The organism is Pseudomonas sp. BS-2016, from assembly GCF_001806145.1.
Classification (GTDB): domain Bacteria; phylum Pseudomonadota; class Gammaproteobacteria; order Pseudomonadales; family Pseudomonadaceae; genus Aquipseudomonas; species Aquipseudomonas lundensis.
The window spans coordinates 62,441-79,160 of sequence record NZ_MLCT01000008.1; the positions used below are offsets into that span (position 1 = coordinate 62,441).

Annotated in this window: 15 protein-coding genes; 10 read left to right on the forward strand and 5 right to left on the reverse strand. The window is 60.9% G+C overall.

All coding sequences use genetic code 11. The annotated features are described in order from the left end of the window. Window positions 1–5 precede the first annotated feature (5 nt). Together BKD70_RS00355 and BKD70_RS00360 are read left to right on the forward strand one after the other, a co-directional pair. Window positions 6–1,430, forward strand: coding sequence for a lipid II flippase MurJ (locus tag BKD70_RS00355; RefSeq protein WP_047273985.1), 1,425 nt, complete (start codon window positions 6–8; stop codon window positions 1,428–1,430). Next, complete coding sequence (locus BKD70_RS00360; protein ID WP_047273984.1) at window positions 1,427–2,356, forward strand: glycosyltransferase family 2 protein; 930 nt, start codon at window positions 1,427–1,429, stop codon at window positions 2,354–2,356. The genes BKD70_RS00355 and BKD70_RS00360 overlap by 4 nt, the downstream gene beginning before the upstream one ends. Window positions 2,357–2,415: 59 nt before the next feature. Here BKD70_RS00360 and glp read toward each other — a convergent pair whose 3' ends face one another. Continuing rightward, window positions 2,416–3,603 carry a gephyrin-like molybdotransferase Glp gene (gene glp / locus BKD70_RS00365; protein ID WP_169859579.1) on the reverse strand — a complete coding sequence of 396 codons (1,188 nt, stop codon included), beginning with the start codon at window positions 3,601–3,603 and terminating at the stop codon, window positions 2,416–2,418. Between the two features lie 22 nt (window positions 3,604–3,625). After that, window positions 3,626–4,165 (reverse strand): molybdenum cofactor biosynthesis protein B, encoded by a 540-nt coding sequence (gene moaB, locus BKD70_RS00370; protein ID WP_047273979.1) that lies wholly within the window; start codon window positions 4,163–4,165, stop codon window positions 3,626–3,628. 79 nt (window positions 4,166–4,244) lie between these two features. On the opposite strand from moaB, the gene mobA reads away from it, so the two are divergent. Both mobA and BKD70_RS00380 read left to right on the forward strand, forming a co-directional pair. Further along, complete coding sequence (mobA, locus tag BKD70_RS00375; protein WP_047273977.1) at window positions 4,245–4,814, forward strand: molybdenum cofactor guanylyltransferase MobA; 570 nt, start codon at window positions 4,245–4,247, stop codon at window positions 4,812–4,814. Between the two features lie 103 nt (window positions 4,815–4,917). Beyond that, window positions 4,918–5,139: a YgdI/YgdR family lipoprotein gene (locus BKD70_RS00380; protein ID WP_047273975.1), complete on the forward strand. Its 222-nt coding sequence runs from the start codon at window positions 4,918–4,920 to the stop codon at window positions 5,137–5,139. Window positions 5,140–5,212: 73 nt separating this feature from the next. Here BKD70_RS00380 and BKD70_RS00385 read toward each other — a convergent pair whose 3' ends face one another. Further along, entirely contained in the window at window positions 5,213–6,103 is an 891-nt protein-coding gene (locus BKD70_RS00385) for an RluA family pseudouridine synthase (protein WP_047273973.1), read from the reverse strand. 202 nt (window positions 6,104–6,305) lie between these two features. Here BKD70_RS00385 and BKD70_RS00390 point away from each other — a divergent pair, with 202 nt between their 5' ends. After that, entirely contained in the window at window positions 6,306–10,577 is a 4,272-nt protein-coding gene (locus BKD70_RS00390; protein ID WP_047273971.1) for a dermonecrotic toxin domain-containing protein, read from the forward strand. Between the two features lie 84 nt (window positions 10,578–10,661). Here BKD70_RS00390 and BKD70_RS00395 read toward each other — a convergent pair whose 3' ends face one another. Together BKD70_RS00395 and BKD70_RS00400 are read right to left on the reverse strand one after the other, a co-directional pair. Further along, window positions 10,662–10,898, reverse strand: a complete 237-nt coding sequence (locus BKD70_RS00395) for a glutaredoxin family protein (RefSeq protein WP_047273969.1) — start codon at window positions 10,896–10,898, stop codon at window positions 10,662–10,664. 78 nt (window positions 10,899–10,976) lie between these two features. Further along, window positions 10,977–12,074, reverse strand: a complete 1,098-nt coding sequence (locus tag BKD70_RS00400) for an acyltransferase (protein ID WP_047273967.1) — start codon at window positions 12,072–12,074, stop codon at window positions 10,977–10,979. Between the two features lie 175 nt (window positions 12,075–12,249). Here BKD70_RS00400 and BKD70_RS00405 point away from each other — a divergent pair, with 175 nt between their 5' ends. The 5 genes from BKD70_RS00405 (at window position 12,250) to BKD70_RS00425 (ending at window position 16,619) form a co-directional block, all read left to right on the forward strand. Beyond that, window positions 12,250–13,986: a monovalent cation:proton antiporter-2 (CPA2) family protein gene (locus tag BKD70_RS00405; protein ID WP_047273965.1), complete on the forward strand. Its 1,737-nt coding sequence runs from the start codon at window positions 12,250–12,252 to the stop codon at window positions 13,984–13,986. Window positions 13,987–14,113: 127 nt separating this feature from the next. Beyond that, entirely contained in the window at window positions 14,114–14,428 is a 315-nt protein-coding gene (locus BKD70_RS00410) for a YqjD family protein (RefSeq protein WP_047273963.1), read from the forward strand. A 2-nt stretch (window positions 14,429–14,430) separates the two neighbouring features. Continuing rightward, window positions 14,431–14,805 (forward strand): phage holin family protein, encoded by a 375-nt coding sequence (locus BKD70_RS00415; RefSeq protein WP_047273962.1) that lies wholly within the window; start codon window positions 14,431–14,433, stop codon window positions 14,803–14,805. Next, window positions 14,802–15,143: a hypothetical protein gene (locus BKD70_RS00420; RefSeq protein ID WP_047273960.1), complete on the forward strand. Its 342-nt coding sequence runs from the start codon at window positions 14,802–14,804 to the stop codon at window positions 15,141–15,143. Before BKD70_RS00415 ends, BKD70_RS00420 begins: the two co-directional genes overlap by 4 nt. A 144-nt stretch (window positions 15,144–15,287) precedes the next feature. Further along, on the forward strand, window positions 15,288–16,619 hold the full coding sequence (locus BKD70_RS00425) for a deoxyguanosinetriphosphate triphosphohydrolase (RefSeq protein ID WP_047273958.1): 1,332 nt from the start codon (window positions 15,288–15,290) through the stop codon (window positions 16,617–16,619). Window positions 16,620–16,720: the final 101 nt, after the last annotated feature.

Below are 16,720 nucleotides of genomic sequence, written 5' to 3' on the forward strand. Positions count from 1 at the left end.
GGGCCATGTTCGGATCAACCCTGTGGCTGACCCTGGCAACCCTCACCGGACTCGCGGCGGGGTTCGCCCGCGAGTGGTTGTTGGTGGCCGCATGGGGCGCGGGCGGGCGCAGTGACGGTTTTCTAGTGGCCCTGTTTCTGCCCGAAGCATTGCGCATGGCGCTGGCCGCCGGCTTGTTGAGTGCAGCCGCCTTGCCGCTGTACCAACAACGCACGGCGCTGGAGCAACGTGCCTGGCTCGGCGCGTTGGCCCCGCGTTTGCTGCTGTGCGGCCTGCTGCTGAGCGGGATTCTGGGCGTGGGTTCGCTGCTGTGGGTGCGCTTGATCGGCCCCGGCCTCGACAATCAGGGCTATGAACTGGCCAGCCACAGTTTGCGCATTTTGGCGTGGTGTGCGCCGGGCTTTGTGCTGCACGGCTTGTTTTGCGTGCCCTTGCAAGCCCGTTCGCGGTTCGTGCTGGCCGGGCTCGGATCGCTGCTGTTCAACCTGCCGCCGGTGATCTACCTGGCCTTCTTCAAGCACCAGTCCACCGCCGAGGGGCTGGCCAGTGCCTGCGTACTGGGCAGTGTGCTGATGCCGTCGGTGATGCTCCTGCCGCTGTACCGCGACGGCTGGAAACCCTGGCAGGTGCAGGCCGCGCCCGGTGCCGGTCGTGAACTGCTGCAACGCATCGGCCCGTTGTTGAGCAGTAACCTGGCCAGTCAAGGGCTGGCCTTGCTGGAGCGGATGGTCGCATCGCTGCTGGGCGAAGGCTCGGTCACGTGGATCAACCTCGCGCGCAAGCTGATTAACCTGCCGCTGATTGCACTCATGAGTCTCAACCAGGTGTTACTGGGCCTGATGAGCGGCAGTTCCGGCGAGCAACGCCTGGGCCTGCTGCGCAAGGGGCTGGCCAGCGCCACCTTGCTGACCGTGCCCGCCGTGGCCGGACTGATTGGCGCTGCCGGCGCGCTGGTGCACCTGCTGCTGCCCAATCAGGCCGCCGACAGCCCCTTGCCCCACTTGCTGGCGTGGTTTTCGGTGCCCTTGATGTTCGGCGCATGGAACGCCCTGCTCGCCCGTTATGCCTACGCGGCCGGTGATACGCGCCTGCCGCTGACCTGCGAATTGATCGGCAGCCTCTTCAACGCGATCCTGCTGGCCGTGTTGCCCTGGTTTTTCGGCCTCATCGGGATCGCACTGGCGGCGGTGGGGGGCGTGGTGCTCACCGGCCTGCTGCTGATGCGCCGTCAACACCTGCTGGCTGACGTGCCATGGCGCAGCCATTGGTTGCTCGGGCTGGGCATGATGCTGCTGTCGGCCGGGCTGTTGCACCCGTTGCAGTCCATCTGGCTGCAATTGGGCCTGAGCACGGCGTTCGGCGCGTTACTGATGCTGGCGCTGGCGCTGTGGTTACGCCCGTGGCGCACTGACAACCCGGAGGCCCCATGACTGAGCCGCTCACCATTGCCTGCATCATCCCGACTTACAACGGTCGTCAGGAGCTGGAACGCCTGCTCGACTCGCTGGCGCGCCAGCGTATCGAGTTCGACACCTTCATCGTCGACTCCAGCTCCCGCGACGGCACCTTCGAACGGGCGCAGGCACGCTGCCCGAACGTGCTGCGCATCGACAGCAAGGATTTCAACCACGGTGGCACGCGGCAGATGATGGTCGAGCGCCACCCGGATTACGCGGTGTGCGTGTTCCTGACCCAGGATGCCTATCTGGAGGACCCCGACGCGCTGGCCGCCATCGTTCGCCCGTTCAGCGACCCGACAGTGGGCGCAGTGTGCGGGCGACAGTTACCCCATCTGGACGCCGTGCCACTGGCGCAACACGCGCGGCAGTTCAACTACCCGCCCCACTCGCAGCTCAAAAGCCTTGCCGATGCGCCGCAGCTGGGGATCAAGACCGCGTTCATGTCCAACTCGTTTTCCGCCTACCGGCGTGAAGCCTTGCTCGCAGTGGGTGGGTTTCCCAACCACGTGATCCTCTCGGAAGACATGTACGTCGCCGCCAAAATGCTGCTGGCGGGCTGGAAAGTCGCGTACGAGGGCCAGGCGTGCTGTCGGCACTCCCACAATTACTCGCTCAAGGAGGAATTTCGCCGCTACTTCGACATCGGGGTTTTTCAGGCCCGTGAGCCCTGGATCAGGCAGGCGTTTGGCGGAGCCGGGGGTGAAGGGCTGCGCTACGTGAAATCCGAACTGCGGTTTTTAGGGCCGCGACGCGTGTTCAGTTGGCCGGGTTCGCTGCTGCGCAATGCAGTCAAACTGGGGGCCTACAAGCTCGGTCAGCAGGAGCGGCATTTACCCCCTCGCTGGAAGAAAAAACTCGGCATGTACCAGCGCTATTGGGACGGGCCGTTTGCCTGAATCACGCGATGGCTGCGTCACTGGCAGCCATCGCGTGGTGCGTCAGCAGCTGCGCGGCGTTAGCCCAACACTTCGCTCAACGGGATGAAACCGACTTCATCGCCCTGCGCCAGGGTACTGCCCTCGCGCACTTCCACCAGCCCTTCGGCCCACGCCGCGCTGCGCAGCACGCCCGAGCTTTGGTTCTTGTAGATAACCGCACGGCCCTGTTCCAGTCGCCCGCGCAAGTACTCGCGACGATTGCCCGGCTTGGCCCAGACGAACCCGGCCGGCACCTGAAAGGTCAGCGGCTCGACCGCCTGCACACCTTGACGGCGCAGCAGGTACGGCCGCGCCAGCAACGCAAAGGTCACCAGCGTCGAGGCCGGGTTACCCGGCAGGCCGATGACCGGCACGCCACGGTAATGCCCGCACGTCAGCGGTTTACCGGGTTTGATCGCCAGCTTCCACAGCGCCAGCTCACCTTCTTCACGCAGGGCAATCCCCAGGAAGTCAGCTTCACCGACGGACACCCCGCCGGTGGACAGAATCAAATCCACATCGCCCAATTCAACCAGGCGTTGGCGGGTGGCCGGCAAATCATCCGGCAAGATGCCCGCATCCAGCACCTCACACCCCAGGCGGGTCAGCCAACTGCACAGCAACACGCGGTTGCTGTTGTAGATCTGGCCCGGCCCCAAGGGCTGCCCCGGCTCAATCAGTTCATCCCCGGTGGACAACACGGCCACGTGGACCCGCCGAATCACTTCAAGCGTGGCGCAGCCCAGCGACGCGGCCAGCCCTTGCTCAATCGGCCCCAGGCGCGTACCTGCGGGCAGTACCACCTCACCGACCGTGGTTTCCTGCCCTTGTGGACGAATGTTCTGCTGGACGCGCAGCGACTGAGTGAACACCACCCGCCCATCGGCCTGCACCTGCGCGTTTTCCTGCATTTCGACGCAATCCGCCCCGGCAGGCACCGGGGCCCCGGTGAAGATCCGCGCACAGGTGCCGCGCGCCAGCGCCTCGGGCGCCTGCCCGGCAAAAATGCGCTGGCTGACGGGCAACGGCTCACCCGTCCAGTCAGCAAGGTGCAGTGCGTAACCGTCCATGGCGCTGTTCGGCCAGGGCGGCAGGTCCAGGGTGGAGACCAGATCCTGCGCCAAGACCCGCCCCTCGCAAGCGGCCAGTGGCAAGGTCTCGGTGTCGCGGATCGGCGCGGCTGCGGCCAGCGCCAGCAGGCGCGCAAGGGCCACTTCAACCGGCATCAACTCGCCGGTACGGCCCGGCTTACCCACGGGTTTCACAGGCCGCTGCCTGCTTCAGGTGCGCCACGAAATTGCAGGGGCGATGCCGGGCGTCCAGTTGCTCGGCCAGAATCCCGTCCCAGCCCGTGCGCACGGCATTGGTCGAACCCGGCAGGCAGCACACCAGCGTGCCGTTGGCCAGACCGGCCAGGGCGCGCGATTGCACGGTCGAAGTGCCGATGTCGGCCACGGAAATCTGCCGGAACAACTCACCAAAACCGTCCACCTGTTTGTCCAGCAGGCAGCTCACGGCCTCGGGCGTGCTGTCGCGGGCCGTGAAACCGGTGCCGCCGGTCATCAGCACCACCTGCACGTCATCCTCGGCAATCCACTGCGCAACCTGAGCGCGGATTTTGTACAGGTCATCCTTGAGTAACACCCGCGCCGCCAATCGATGGCCCGCGTCAGTCAGGCGGTCGACAAACACTTGACCCGAGGTGTCGGTGTCGAGGGTGCGGGTATCGCTGACGGTCAGAACAGCGATGTTCAAAGGTACGAAAGGCGCATCAACCTTGGCTTTCATAGACGAGGTCCAGTTGTAGGAAGAACAGCCCGGTGTTATATCACAGCCCTTCTTTTGCCTGACTGCGCGGAGTCAATTCATGAACCGGTTCCCCTGCTCCATCCTGTTACTGGCGGGCGGACGCGGCCAGCGCATGGGCGGGCACGATAAAGGGCTGGTGCAGTGGCAGGGTCAGCCGCTGATTACCCATGCCGTGCAGGTGGTACGGCCTTTCACCGATGACCTGATTATTTCCTGTAACCGTAACCGCGAGCGTTACGCGGCCTTGGCCGATCAATGGGTCAGCGATGGCAACGACGACTTCGAGGGGCCATTGGCCGGTATCCGCGCCGGGCTGGCGGCCGCACGGCATGCCCATTTGCTGGTGCTGCCTTGTGACGTACCGCAGATCGACGCCGCACTGATCGCCCGGTTGCTCGACACCGCCGCTCAGCACCCTGCCCGACCGGTCATGGTGCGCCAAGGCGAACACTGGGAGCCGTTGCTCTGCGTGATCCCCGTGCAACACCGCGGCGTGTTTGATACGGCTTGGGAAAACGGCGAGCGCAGCCCGCGCAAAGTCATGCTTGAGCTCAATGCACAGGCCTGCGAGTGCGCCGAGAATGATCCGCGGCTGCTCAACGTTAATACCCCGGATTTACTCAAATAAACGCAATAGCTATCCTTGCGCCACTAGTCAGGGAACTTGCAGACGATGTATACGTCTCAGGGTCAGTTACCTATAAAGCACATTCATTTGTTGGAGAAACACCATGACTCATCGGACTCTCGCCGCTCTCATGCTCACTGCTGGCCTGGCCGCCCTTGCTGGCTGTGCTTCGCCAACCGTGATCACGCTCAACGACGGTCGTGAAATCCAGGCAACCGACACGCCTAAGTACGATGAAGATTCGGGCTTCTACCAGTTCAAACAATTGGACGGTAAAGAAACTCGCATCAACAAAGATCAGGTTCGTACCGTTAAAGAGCTGTAAGTTTCATGCGTTAAAACAAAACCCGCCTGGTGCGGGTTTTGTTGTTTCTGGCTCGCCGTCGGTTGTGTGTTGCCTACCAGTCCAGCTCGATCCGGCTCTCGAAATAACGCGCCTGGCCTGTCACCGGGTCGATAAAACGCAACGTTTTGGCCAGCAGTTTCAACGGATTGGCGTAGTCATCCACCGCATCCTTGATCACCTGCGGGTAAAACGGGTCGTTGCAAATCCCGGCCCCCAGCGCCGCCATGTGCACGCGCAATTGATGCTTCTTGCCGGTCACCGGCGATAACCCGTAACGCCACAGGTCGCCATTTTTCTCGATCACACTGACGTGGGTCTCGGTGTTGATGGCACCCGGCCCTTCCTGCATACGGAAGAACGGTTCGCCATCGATCAAACGACTTTTATGAACGCGGGGGAGCGGCAGATCCGGCAACGCCGGGGCAATGGCTTCGTAGTGTTTGTCGATTTGGCGAGTGGGGAACAGCGACTGATACGCCGAGCGACTCGCCGGGTTGGCCGAGAACAGCACCAGCCCGGCGGTGTGCCGATCAATGCGGTGCAAGGGCACCAGATTCGGATTGCCCAAGGTGCGAATCAGCCGCCGCAGCAACGTGTGCTCGACGTATTCACCTGCCGGGGTGACGGGCAAAAAGTGCGGTTTATCGGCCACGACCAAATGCTCATCGGCATAAAGGATGGTCTCTTGCACGGGGATCGGCGTTTCGTTGGGCACTTCACGAAAATAGTGAATGCGCAGGCCTTCCTTGTACGCCAGTTGCGGGCCCACTGGCCGACCGTCGGCATCCAGCACCCGCCCACGGGCCATGCGGTCCAGCCACTGCTCACGGCTGATCGCACGAAAGTGATCGCACAAACAGTCCAACACGGTCGACCACTGGCCCGGCGGCAGGTACAGGGTGCTGGCTTGGTGCTCGGCGGCGTTGAAAGCAGGGGTCGACATAGTGAACTCGGCAGTGAAAAAGCAGCCCGGGATTATCCCCCACAGCGCCCTGCCAAGAAACCATCAATCATGCCGCGCCCTATATATGTAGCCATTTCATGCACGCGCACCGGTACACACTGCTCACGTCCTTCTCCCCACCCGGCGGTTGGCTGGATGACACCAGGGCCGCGGGTTACTTGAACATGCGTGAGTGATGTCTATGAGTGATGTGTTTCATCTATCGGATGCCTTGAGCACCGAACTGGTCATGGCAAGCCCGGATGCCGAAAAGCAGCGCATCCAGACGTGGACCGCGCTTGATACGGCGATTCAAACCTTATTGGCGGACCAGCCCACCCTTGAGTCGGTGCTGCACGACGAGCTGAAAACCCGGTTTCCCGAGGCCACAGGTTCACTCGATCCCGAGCGTCTGCTGGTGGTGGTCACGCCGACCAGCCCGCCCTTGTCAACGCTGAGTCCGCAGCCATTAAGCGTGATCGATACAGTACTGGAGACCTTCCGTACCGGGGTCTACCCGCGCTACCCCAAAGAGCGCACCACGGTTGCCCGGGACGACGAAGCCGCAGCCGGCAGCCTGGATATTGCACGTTTTGAAACGTTCGCCGCAGACGTGCGCCAACACCTGCGAACCTACGTAAAGCAACAGACCACTGAATTTTGGAGCGCCCAGACCTCGGTCACCGGAACGCTGTCGCGCAAAGCGTGGCTGCTGGGAAAACTCAGCGAGCTGGTGGTGGCCGAGTCCCACTTGTTGTCCTACGACAGCACCCTGACGCCCGAGCACCGGGTGATGATCGATCAGGTGGTGCGCTACCCGACGCTCACGGCACGGGGCGCGCTGCCTGCTTATTCACGCCCGGCCGTCTACGCCCTGTCGATCAAGACCCTGGAGGACCCGGCACTGGCAGACCTGACGGGCGCATTTGTCATTACCGAGCGTGATGGCACTGGCGCCAATGATGAAGCGGGCGCGTTTTCGATCCCGGCCAAAACCGCCACCGTGCAAATAGGCTCCAGCACCGACGCCGCCAGGGTAGTGCTGTACACGCCGTCTGGGGGCCTGCTGGGCTTCGAATCGTTACAGGCGTTACACACGGAGATCGAACGTCGCTGGCGCAGCGTCTCGGAATTCGAGTCGATGCTGGAGCTGCTTTCAACCCAGGACCTCAAGCGTGTCGTGACGTGGGACAACAGCCCGCAAGCAGCGCTGGATATGGTGTTCACGGAAATTCAGGGTTCAGTGTTTGAGCATGTGTTTAACGCACATGACACTCAGCGCGAACAGAATCTGTTTCATGCCCTGCTCAATGCCGCGCAGCGCTCGCCAACAGACATCAGGGAAGCGGTCGCGCACGTACTCGATTACACACACCGCTTCAAACAGGCCAAAGCGCTGAATGCGCGATCGGTTAAACGGCTTGCCAAGAAAGCCCGCGACTGGTTACTCAAAGCCAGCAGCACCGACCGCCAAACCTGGCTGCAGGTGTCCGAGCAGTACCGACTGCTGAGCCTGATCGCCCATGAAAATGGCGAGCCGTCTCCCGACCAGTTTGGCGACCGGCCCTTCTTGTTGCGCTACGCGCGGGAGCAGTTGCAACAGCATATTTTCGCGGAGTATGGGCTGGAGGTTGATCCGGACACGGTGCTGATTACGGTGACGTCTGCCGAACGAGGGTCAGGCCCCGTGATTCCGCTGACAGGCTGGGCGCCTTCGTCGTACACGGCGGCCAACAGCCTTTCACGTACCGGGCCCACGATAAAACTGAGCAGCACCACCCGCACCATGACCGAGCTGGCGCTGGAGAATGTGAGTAAATTCGATATCGACTACGCGCTGACGGCCCGTGTGACCACGCTCAGTAACGATGACCCTGCTGCGGCACCGCTGGATGCCGGGCAAGTCAAAACCATCATTCGCGCCGTCAACATTGGCGACAGCTACGCGGCGTTTCTTCAAGACGCCCTGATCGACTCCCCCAAAGCCCAGGCGCGACGCGAAACCGCCATGCGCGTGATGAGTGCGCGCATGCTGGCGGATGCACTGGAAGCCAAGATTTCCGGGGATTTTTCCCCTGATCGCGTGGATCGCGGGTATCGATGGGTGGAAACCGCCGTGAATGCCGCGCAAGACCCGACCCACGCGGGCACCTTTGAAGGCCACCTGATCCAGACCTACCAACTGCTGATCAGCGGGGCGACCGTCAGGGGCGTGTTGATCTTTGGCACACCCGCCGATCAGCAACGCGCGAATTCGCAAATGGAGCTGGACATCAACGCCCCGCAACCTCAATTCGCCGTGCGCTCACTGGTGGTCTACACCCCTGAAGCCCCTGACGGAAAACGCTTTCGCGAATTTGAAAACCGCCAGCATTTTGCCAAGCACTTTTTGGGCAATCCTCAGTTGCTGGACTACTTCGTGGGCCGCGTCAGCCAAGGCAATCAGGAGCGGATTCGCCCGTTACTCGCCCGAGGGCTCAGGGCGCCCGAGGTCAACATACTGCCCGTCGCCGGTAACTTTATCGAACAGGCCTGCCTGGCCGACGCACGGCATGCCCTGGCCAATGCCGACGCCTTGAGTACCTCAACCTCGGAGATCAATCATCTGACGGTGTGGAACAGCATTGAAACTGCCGTCGACGTGGTGACCATGCTGCTGCCTCTGAAAGTGACGGCACCGATTGCCTTGGGCCGCAGCTTGATGTCGCTGTGGAACTTCATCGACGCGCTCAAACGCGACAGCCAGCGCGAGGCGATCGGGCACTGGGTGAGCATGATTGCGCACTGGGTAGACGCGGGCATCGATGTCGGGGTCGGGATTGTCAGAGGCGTAAAAAAACCTGCCACGCCTGCGCCGGGCCTTGATCCGAAACTGAGCTACAACCAGAGCCTTTCCGACCTGACTTTACGTTCCGACGGTATCTACGAGGGCGTCTATGAAAAAGCGGCCGCACCACGAGGTACGCCGCAACACTTCATCAAGCAGGACGAGCATTGGTTTCAGGTCAAATACGACGCCCACTTGCGCACATGGCGCGTGATGGACATGCGTCACCCGCAAGCCTGGTACCGCTCGCCCGTCGAGCGCGACAGTGCCGGGGTGTGGCGCGTGGGCAGCCCGCAAGGAGGGCTGCGCGGCGGTGTGAGATCGACACTCGCCCCGCTTCGCGTACGCGTGGCATTTCCCAATTTCAGTTACCGCGAAGCGCGAAGGCTGCTGGATCAGTTTGAGTTCCCGGCCGCCAGTCAACAGCGCCTGGAACTGGATCTGGCCGAGTACCTGGTCAAGCATCAGGAGTTTCCGGTCTGGTCCCGGCAATACCACAAGCCTGGCCTGGGTGAAGCCGCGCCACGCGCCGGCACAAGCACTGGCACGGCAGGAAGCCGCGTGGGCCTGAGCAACAAACGCAAGGCGCCTGCGGTCCCCGAAGAACAGCCGGTCAGCCCCGCGAAACAACCCGTGTTTTCAACCACCACGGCCCGCGTTGAACCGTTGAATAACACCAGCTGGAGAAGGTGGGGCGAGACATTTGAAGACGCTCAACTCAAACCTCAAAGCATCAACCCGCCCATCTCAACAGTCACTGACGCACGGGGCACTCACCGGGTTATAAAAATCGACGATCTGTATTATCAGATATTGCCCCAGGGCAACCTTGCCCAAGGCAAACGGGTGTTTATCAAATACCCGGACAAACCCTGCAATACCTATGAGCAACTGGGCTTGCGCATCCATGAAAGCCCTTTTTTACAGCCGAGGCTGGCCGAGTACATCAGCGGTTCCTGGATCGTTTTCCCACCCTTTTTCCAGAAAACCCTGGCCCAATTCATCGGCTCACTCTTGCCCGCCCTGACACCGGTTTCGAGGAGTGCACTGGCCAAACGACTCTACGTAACCGCCGACGCTTCCAGCCCTGACCTGACCCCCACGCGCATGAGCAATATCAACAACACCTTGCACGGCTGGCGCAGCGGCAATGCAGTCCCCGACAACATTCACCTGGGCGACCCGCTGGCCCTGCTGGCGCAAGGGACAGGGATCGGCAACAAAACGTTCACCATGGGGCAACTGGCCCGCCGGGCATTTTTCAACCAGCTCGATCTGGTCTTGCTGGCCAGCGAACGGCTGCTGCTCACGGAGCCCCTAGGGTTGAACAAAATGATGAGGGGCCTGCTGGAACGCTTGGGGTTCGAGATCTATCCCGACGTCACCAGTGCGACTGAGCTGGTGTTCCGCCGCAAGGGCGCCAGCACCCTTAACTACCTGCAACTGCACCGTGTTGACACGCCACAGATTTCATTGGCCAAACCACTGACGGAATCGGTCGACGACTTTATCCGGCGCAATCCTCTGTCGCCGCTTTCCATGGCGCTGAAGACGGCCAAACAGGAAGGCAAGTTGTTGACGTTCTTGGGCGGGGTTCAAGTGTCCCCGCTCAGCGACGTGCCGACCGGGTTCATCTACAGGGCCTGACACAGCGGCGTGAACCCCTGCTGCGCTGCGCCATGCCGAGCCATTCGCTCAGCATGGGCGGTGCATCAGCGGTTGGACGTCGACCTACCGCAGAAACGCCACAATCTGTTCGGTATCGAATGGCCAATCCAACTCGGCGCCCGTGTCCACGCGACGCAGGACAGGAATGCGCAACCCGTAGGCTTCAACCAGTGCCTCGCTGTCGACAATATCGATCAGTTCGACCAGTAAACCGTGTTGGACCAGCGGCATGACTTCTGCTTCAGCGAGTTCACACAGATGACAACCCAGCGTGCCGAACAGTTGACATTCGGAAGGCATAATTCACGACCTGAGAAAAATAGGCGTTCATTCTAGGAGCCTCACCCTGTGTCGTCGACCCGAATCCGGCGCCGCCAGTCACTTGGCCGAATCGGTCTGCGGGCGCCGGGGGCTGACGGCGAAGGTGCGGGCGCAATAGGCCGTGGCCCAGTCCAGTACCGGCTTTTCGAAGAAACGATAGGCCAGCGCCCCGTAACACAGCACGGCGGCCATCATGAGCAGCAGAAACAGCGCGTTGTCCCACGGACTGTCAGGCCACGCCCCGACCCGTTGCCAGAGATGACCGATCACCCCCAACACCAACAAATGCGACAGGTAAATGGTGTAGGACATATCGCCGGTAAAGACCAGAAACGTGGGCACGCGAATCAACTTGCGGCGTTCCAGCAGCGCCAGCGAGCCCACGACGGCGCCGAACACCAGCCCTACTGACAGCATGCGCACCAGCCCTTCGGCAAAGAACAGCTTGTACCCGTAAATCAGCGGGAAACCCGCCAGCAGTGCGATCAGCAACGTCGTCCACACCCAAGCGGTCGGGACCTTGGCGCTGTGCCTGCTGTAAAAAAACAACGCCAGTGCGCTGCCCGCAATGAACTCCAGCGCATAGGGGTGAAGCATGATTTTCAATGCCGGATTGAAGTCTTGCCAATTGGCCAGCCCGTTGAAGGCAACCAGCCCGATCGCCCACAGTGCGAGCAACACCGGCAGGTGTTTCTCCCTGAAAAACAACAGCCCGGTGAAGACCAGGTAAAACCACAGCTCAAACACCAGCGACCAGGCCACCATAACTAGCAACACGCGGTCATTGGGCAATAGCAAAAACGACATCAGCAGGTTCGAACTGCCGTGTGAGGTGTTCACCACCCCCGGCATCGCCAGGGTCACGCCGAGCGTAATGAAGAAGTACAACCAGTAGTTGGGGTAGATACGCGACAGTCGATTGAACACAAAACGCCGGGTTTGCACGGCGTTTTGAAAGCGCCCACGGGTCACGATGACCATGACAAAGCCGCTGATGACGAAAAAAAGGTCGACCCCCAGCTGAAAAAAATTCACCAGCGCTGGCAATAACAGATCGCCACCGGAATACTTCGCCTCCACCGACGCCATGTGAAATAACACCACCCCCAGAACGGCAGCGCCTCTCAAGCCTTGCAGGGAATACAGACGTTCCATAACGCTCCTGACGACTACGCTTGTCTTGCATCCAATTAAGCAGCTGGTTCTGAGCATAGCGAAGGACCGTCATTTTGGAATTTTGCCGTCAAACAATGATGCACATCAGCGCCGGCCCCTTCTGTTTGCCGGATGCTCGCGACTTTTTTTATTTGAACTGACAGGGAAGACTTTTGTGTTTGCCAATTTACTGATCATCCTCGCCTCTTCGCTGGTGGTGATCGCCTTTTTCAGGCGATTGAAACTGCCGCCGGTACTGGGCTATTTGTGCGTAGGCCTGTTTGTCGGGCCTACCGCGCTGGACTGGATCAACGACAGCCCGAACCTGCCCGACCTGGCCGAGCTGGGGGTGGTGTTCCTGCTGTTTTCCCTGGGGCTGGAGTTTTCGTTGCCCAAGATGCTGGCGCTGCGCAAGGTGGTGTTCGGGTTGGGCAGCTTGCAGGTGCTGTGCACCTCGCTGGTGTTGGGGCCACTGTTATATGCATTTGGCATGAGCCTGAACGCCGCGTTCTTGCTGGGGGCCGGGCTCGCCCTGTCGTCCACGGCCATTGTCAGCAAGGAGCTCACCAGCCTGGGTGAAATCTTCAGCCGCCATGGGCAGAACGCCATTGGCGTCTTGTTGTTTCAAGACGTGGTCGCGGTGCTGTTGCTGACGCTGGTGCCGGTATTTGCCGGGAGCAGCGATCAGGCCTGGTACTGGGCACTGCCAATCACGCTGGGCAAAACCGTGATTCTGTTCGTGGGCCTGTTACTGGCCAGCCGTTTTCTGCTGCCGCGCCTGTTCCATGAGGTGGCGGCCTCGCGCTCGGCGGAGCTGTTTGTGCTGCTGGCGCTGGTCATTGTGCTGCTGACCGCTTGGCTCACGCACTTGTTGGGCCTGTCGCCTGCCCTCGGGGCATTCCTGGCCGGGATGCTGTTGGGGGAAAGCCATTACCGCCATCAGATCGAAGCCGACATCCGCCCGTTTCGCGACATCTTGCTGGGGCTGTTCTTCGTCAGCATCGGCATGCTCATCGACCTGCAACTGTTCGTGCACGACGGTTTTCTGATCCTGGGCCTGACCCTGGCCTTGCTGTTAATCAAGGGCGGCGTTGTGGCGCTGTTGGTCAAGCTGCGCGACAGCGATGGCGAGACCGCGTGGCGCAGCGGCCTGGCGCTGGCACAAGGCGGCGAATTTTGTTTCGCGCTGATGGCGCAAATGCAAAGCAATGCCTTGATCCCGCCCGAAATGGCCAGTTACCTGCTGGCCGCCACGTTCTGCTCCATGCTGCTGACGCCTTTGCTGCTGCGCGCGGCGCCACAAATTGCTGCACGCTTGCATCGCAAGTCGTACGAAGAAGCCGAGCTGGAAGAGATCGCGGCGCAGAACGCCGAATTGCACGGGCATGTGGTGATGTGCGGCTATGGTCGCGTCGGTCAGTCCATCGGGCGGTTCTTGCGCAGTGAGCACCACGATTTCGTGGCGCTGGACTATGATCCTGAACGCATTCAGGAGGCCGCCAAGGTCGAGAGTTGCGTGCATTACGGCGACGCCCGGCGCGGCGACCTGTTACGCGCCGTGGGCCTGGACCGCGCGCGCCTGCTGGTGATTGCGGTCGACGACACGGACGTGGCCATGTGCGTGCTCAAAGAGGCGCGCCTGATCACGATTGATGTGCCGATACTGGTGCGCACCCGCGACGATAGCCTGTTGGTCGAGCTCAAGGCTGCCGGGGCAACCGAAGTGGTGCCCGAATTGCTGGAGTCGAGCCTGATGCTGGCCTCCCATGCGCTGATTCTGCTGGGCATCCCGGAACGCGCCGTTCGACACCGCGTGGACGAAGTCCGGCACAACCGTTACCACTTGCTGGACGGGTGCCTGGAAAACGCCGATGCGCGCGAAACGCCAGGCTTCAACCGCGAAGGCGAGTAATTTAAGGTAAGGTTTTGTCACAACGCACGGGTAACGGCTCCAGGGCCTGCCCGACACGAGAATTTCAGTGAACCTTCATTCACTGCCTACACTCTGAACCATCAAGAAGCCACTCACGGAGATCATCATGGCCCGCACTACAGCAAAAAATGCTCAAGAGATTTTGATGGCTGACTTCCAGACACTGGTTGCCGACACCGAACGCCTGCTGGAACACACCGCCTCGCTGGCGGGGGATCAGGCAGACGAACTGCGTGCACAGATCAAGGACAGCTTGCTCAAAGCCCGTGAATCCCTTGAAGAAACCAAAGAGTCACTGCAAGAACGTGGTCAGGCTGCGGTGGTGGCCACTGAAGATTACGTGCAGGCCAACCCTTGGCAATCGGTCGGCATCGCGGCGGGCGTTGGCTTTCTGATTGGTCTGCTGGCTACGCGGCGCTGAATATGACTGACGAATCCGGCTCCCCTCGTTCCTCACCGCGGCGCCTGGGTGCCGCCTTTCTCGGCCTGTTGCACAGCCATGTCGAGTTGCTGGGCATTGAGCTGCAAGAACAGAAAGCCCGCACGGTCAGCCTGTTGCTGTTTGCCGGGCTGGCCTTGGTATTCGGGTTGTTACTGCTGATCGGGTTGTCGGCACTGGTGCTGATTCTGGTCTGGGACAGCTATCGTCTGGCCGGCATCATCGGGCTGTGCGTGTTCTACACCCTGGCCGCCATCTACTGTGGCCTGCGGCTCAAAGCGGCCGTGTTCGATGAGTCCTCTCCTTTCAACGCCACGCTTGAAGAGCTGGCCAAAGACCGCGAGCGTTTGTTGCCATGAACCTGCCTGAAATGCCGCCCAAAGCGTCGCGTCGCGAGATGCGCAAGGTGTTGATCCGCTTGCGGATGGAAATGCACCGCCAGGAGATCCGCCACGAAACGCAGCAGTTGCTACAGCCCTTGCAGAAAATGCGCGGGATGACGAGCAACTGGCAAGAAAGCCTGGGCATCAAGCACGCTCCGCTTTGGGGTGTCGGGGCGGTCACGCTGCTCGGGTTTCTGACGGGCAAAGGTGCCCGCTCCAAGGGCACCGGCCGCATGTCTCGCCTGATCGGCCTGACAACAGGTCTGTTGCCCTTGATCAAACTGGTGATTCAGAGCACAGCCCGTAAACCTTGAACGGGCCCCCATGATTGGCGCAGAGGGCAGCGAAGCAACACTCGCCTGCCCACTGCGCTGGATCATTCTCCAACCTGATCCCCCTTGCACCCTCCTGCGTGAAGCGAGAAGCTGAACCCCTACTCACTGACGGAGCACCGCGCCTTGGATTGGCAGACCCTACTTAATCGCGAACGCCTCGGAAAACCCCATCACAGCCCTGAAGAACTCGGGCGCAGTCCATTCCATAAAGATCATGACCGCATCATTTTCTCGGGCGCCTTCCGACGCTTGGGCCGCAAGACGCAAGTTCATCCCGTCACCAGCAACGATCACATTCACACACGCCTGACCCATTCCCTGGAAGTCAGCTGCGTGGGCCGTTCCCTGGGCATGCGGGTGGGCGAAACCTTGCGCAGCGCCCTGCCCGACTGGTGTGACCCCGCCGACCTGGGGATGGTGGTGCAATCGGCCTGCCTGGCCCATGACATCGGCAATCCTCCGTTCGGCCACTCGGGTGAAGACGCGATTCGCAACTGGTTCCAACAGGCCGCAGACCGCGGCTGGCTGGACGACATGAGTGAAGCCGAGCGTCGGGACTTCCTGAGCTTTGAAGGCAATGCACAAGGCTTCAGGGTGCTTACGCAGCTGGAGTATCACCAGTTCGACGGTGGCACCCGCCTGACCCACGCCACGCTGGGCACCTTCCTCAAATACCCGTGGACAGCACGGCATGCGGACTCGCTGGGTTATAAAAAACACAAGTTCGGCTGCTATCAGAGCGAGCTGCCCCTGCTTCAAGGGATCGCTCAGAAACTGGGCCTCCCGCAACTTGAAGACGAGCGCTGGGCTCGCCATCCATTGGTGTACCTGATGGAGGCAGCCGACGATATCTGCTACGCCTTGATTGACCTGGAAGACGGTCTGGAAATGGACTTGCTGGCCTACCACGAAGTGGAAGCCTTGCTGCTAGGCCTGGTAGGCGATGATTTACCGCAAACCTATCGACAGCTCGGGCCCAAGGACTCGGAGCGGCGCAAGCTCGCCATTTTGCGCGGCAAAGCCATCGAACACTTGACCAATGCCGCGGCGCGCACGTTCGTCGAGCAGCAGGATGCGTTGCTTGAAGGCACGTTATCGGGTGATTTGGTCGAGCACATGCACGGCCCGGCAAAACGTTGCGTGCTGGATGCCAAAAACATGGCTCGGCAAAAGATATTCCAGGACAAACGCAAAACCCTGCATGAGATTGGCGCCTACACGACGCTGGAGATCTTGCTGAATGCCTTTTGCGGGGCGGCCCTGGAGCAGCACAAAGGGCGTACGCCCTCCTTCAAGAGCCGTCGCATCCTCGATCTGCTGGGTAATAACGCGCCAGCCCCTCATTGGCCACTGCATCGTTCATTCATGCGCATCATCGACTTTATCGCCGGCATGACCGATAGCTACGCCACAGAAATGGCCCGAGAAATGACAGGCCGCTCAAGCCCCGTCTGAGCCCCCTGCTTTTCTATACAGGGCTCATCCCGATAACGGATGAGCCCTGTATAGCCCTGTCAGAAAATGGCGTTTAACACCAAAGAATTAAAACAACACAA

What these genes read in the sequence shown, in the direction of transcription:
- BKD70_RS00355 (WP_047273985.1), top strand. Translation starts at nt 6, where the DNA reads ATGTTCGGATCAACCCTGTGGCTGACCCTGGCAACCCTCACCGGACTC.
- BKD70_RS00415 (WP_047273962.1), top strand. Translation starts at nt 14,431, where the DNA reads ATGACTGACGAATCCGGCTCCCCTCGTTCCTCACCGCGGCGCCTGGGT.
- BKD70_RS00390 (WP_047273971.1), top strand. Translation starts at nt 6,306, where the DNA reads ATGAGTGATGTGTTTCATCTATCGGATGCCTTGAGCACCGAACTGGTC.
- BKD70_RS00385 (WP_047273973.1), bottom strand. Translation starts at nt 6,103, where the DNA reads ATGTCGACCCCTGCTTTCAACGCCGCCGAGCACCAAGCCAGCACCCTG.
- BKD70_RS00410 (WP_047273963.1), top strand. Translation starts at nt 14,114, where the DNA reads ATGGCCCGCACTACAGCAAAAAATGCTCAAGAGATTTTGATGGCTGAC.
- mobA (WP_047273977.1), top strand. Translation starts at nt 4,245, where the DNA reads ATGAACCGGTTCCCCTGCTCCATCCTGTTACTGGCGGGCGGACGCGGC.
- glp (WP_169859579.1), bottom strand. Translation starts at nt 3,603, where the DNA reads ATGCCGGTTGAAGTGGCCCTTGCGCGCCTGCTGGCGCTGGCCGCAGCC.
- BKD70_RS00400 (WP_047273967.1), bottom strand. Translation starts at nt 12,074, where the DNA reads ATGGAACGTCTGTATTCCCTGCAAGGCTTGAGAGGCGCTGCCGTTCTG.
- moaB (WP_047273979.1), bottom strand. Translation starts at nt 4,165, where the DNA reads ATGAAAGCCAAGGTTGATGCGCCTTTCGTACCTTTGAACATCGCTGTT.
- BKD70_RS00395 (WP_047273969.1), bottom strand. Translation starts at nt 10,898, where the DNA reads ATGCCTTCCGAATGTCAACTGTTCGGCACGCTGGGTTGTCATCTGTGT.
- BKD70_RS00360 (WP_047273984.1), top strand. Translation starts at nt 1,427, where the DNA reads ATGACTGAGCCGCTCACCATTGCCTGCATCATCCCGACTTACAACGGT.
- BKD70_RS00420 (WP_047273960.1), top strand. Translation starts at nt 14,802, where the DNA reads ATGAACCTGCCTGAAATGCCGCCCAAAGCGTCGCGTCGCGAGATGCGC.
- BKD70_RS00380 (WP_047273975.1), top strand. Translation starts at nt 4,918, where the DNA reads ATGACTCATCGGACTCTCGCCGCTCTCATGCTCACTGCTGGCCTGGCC.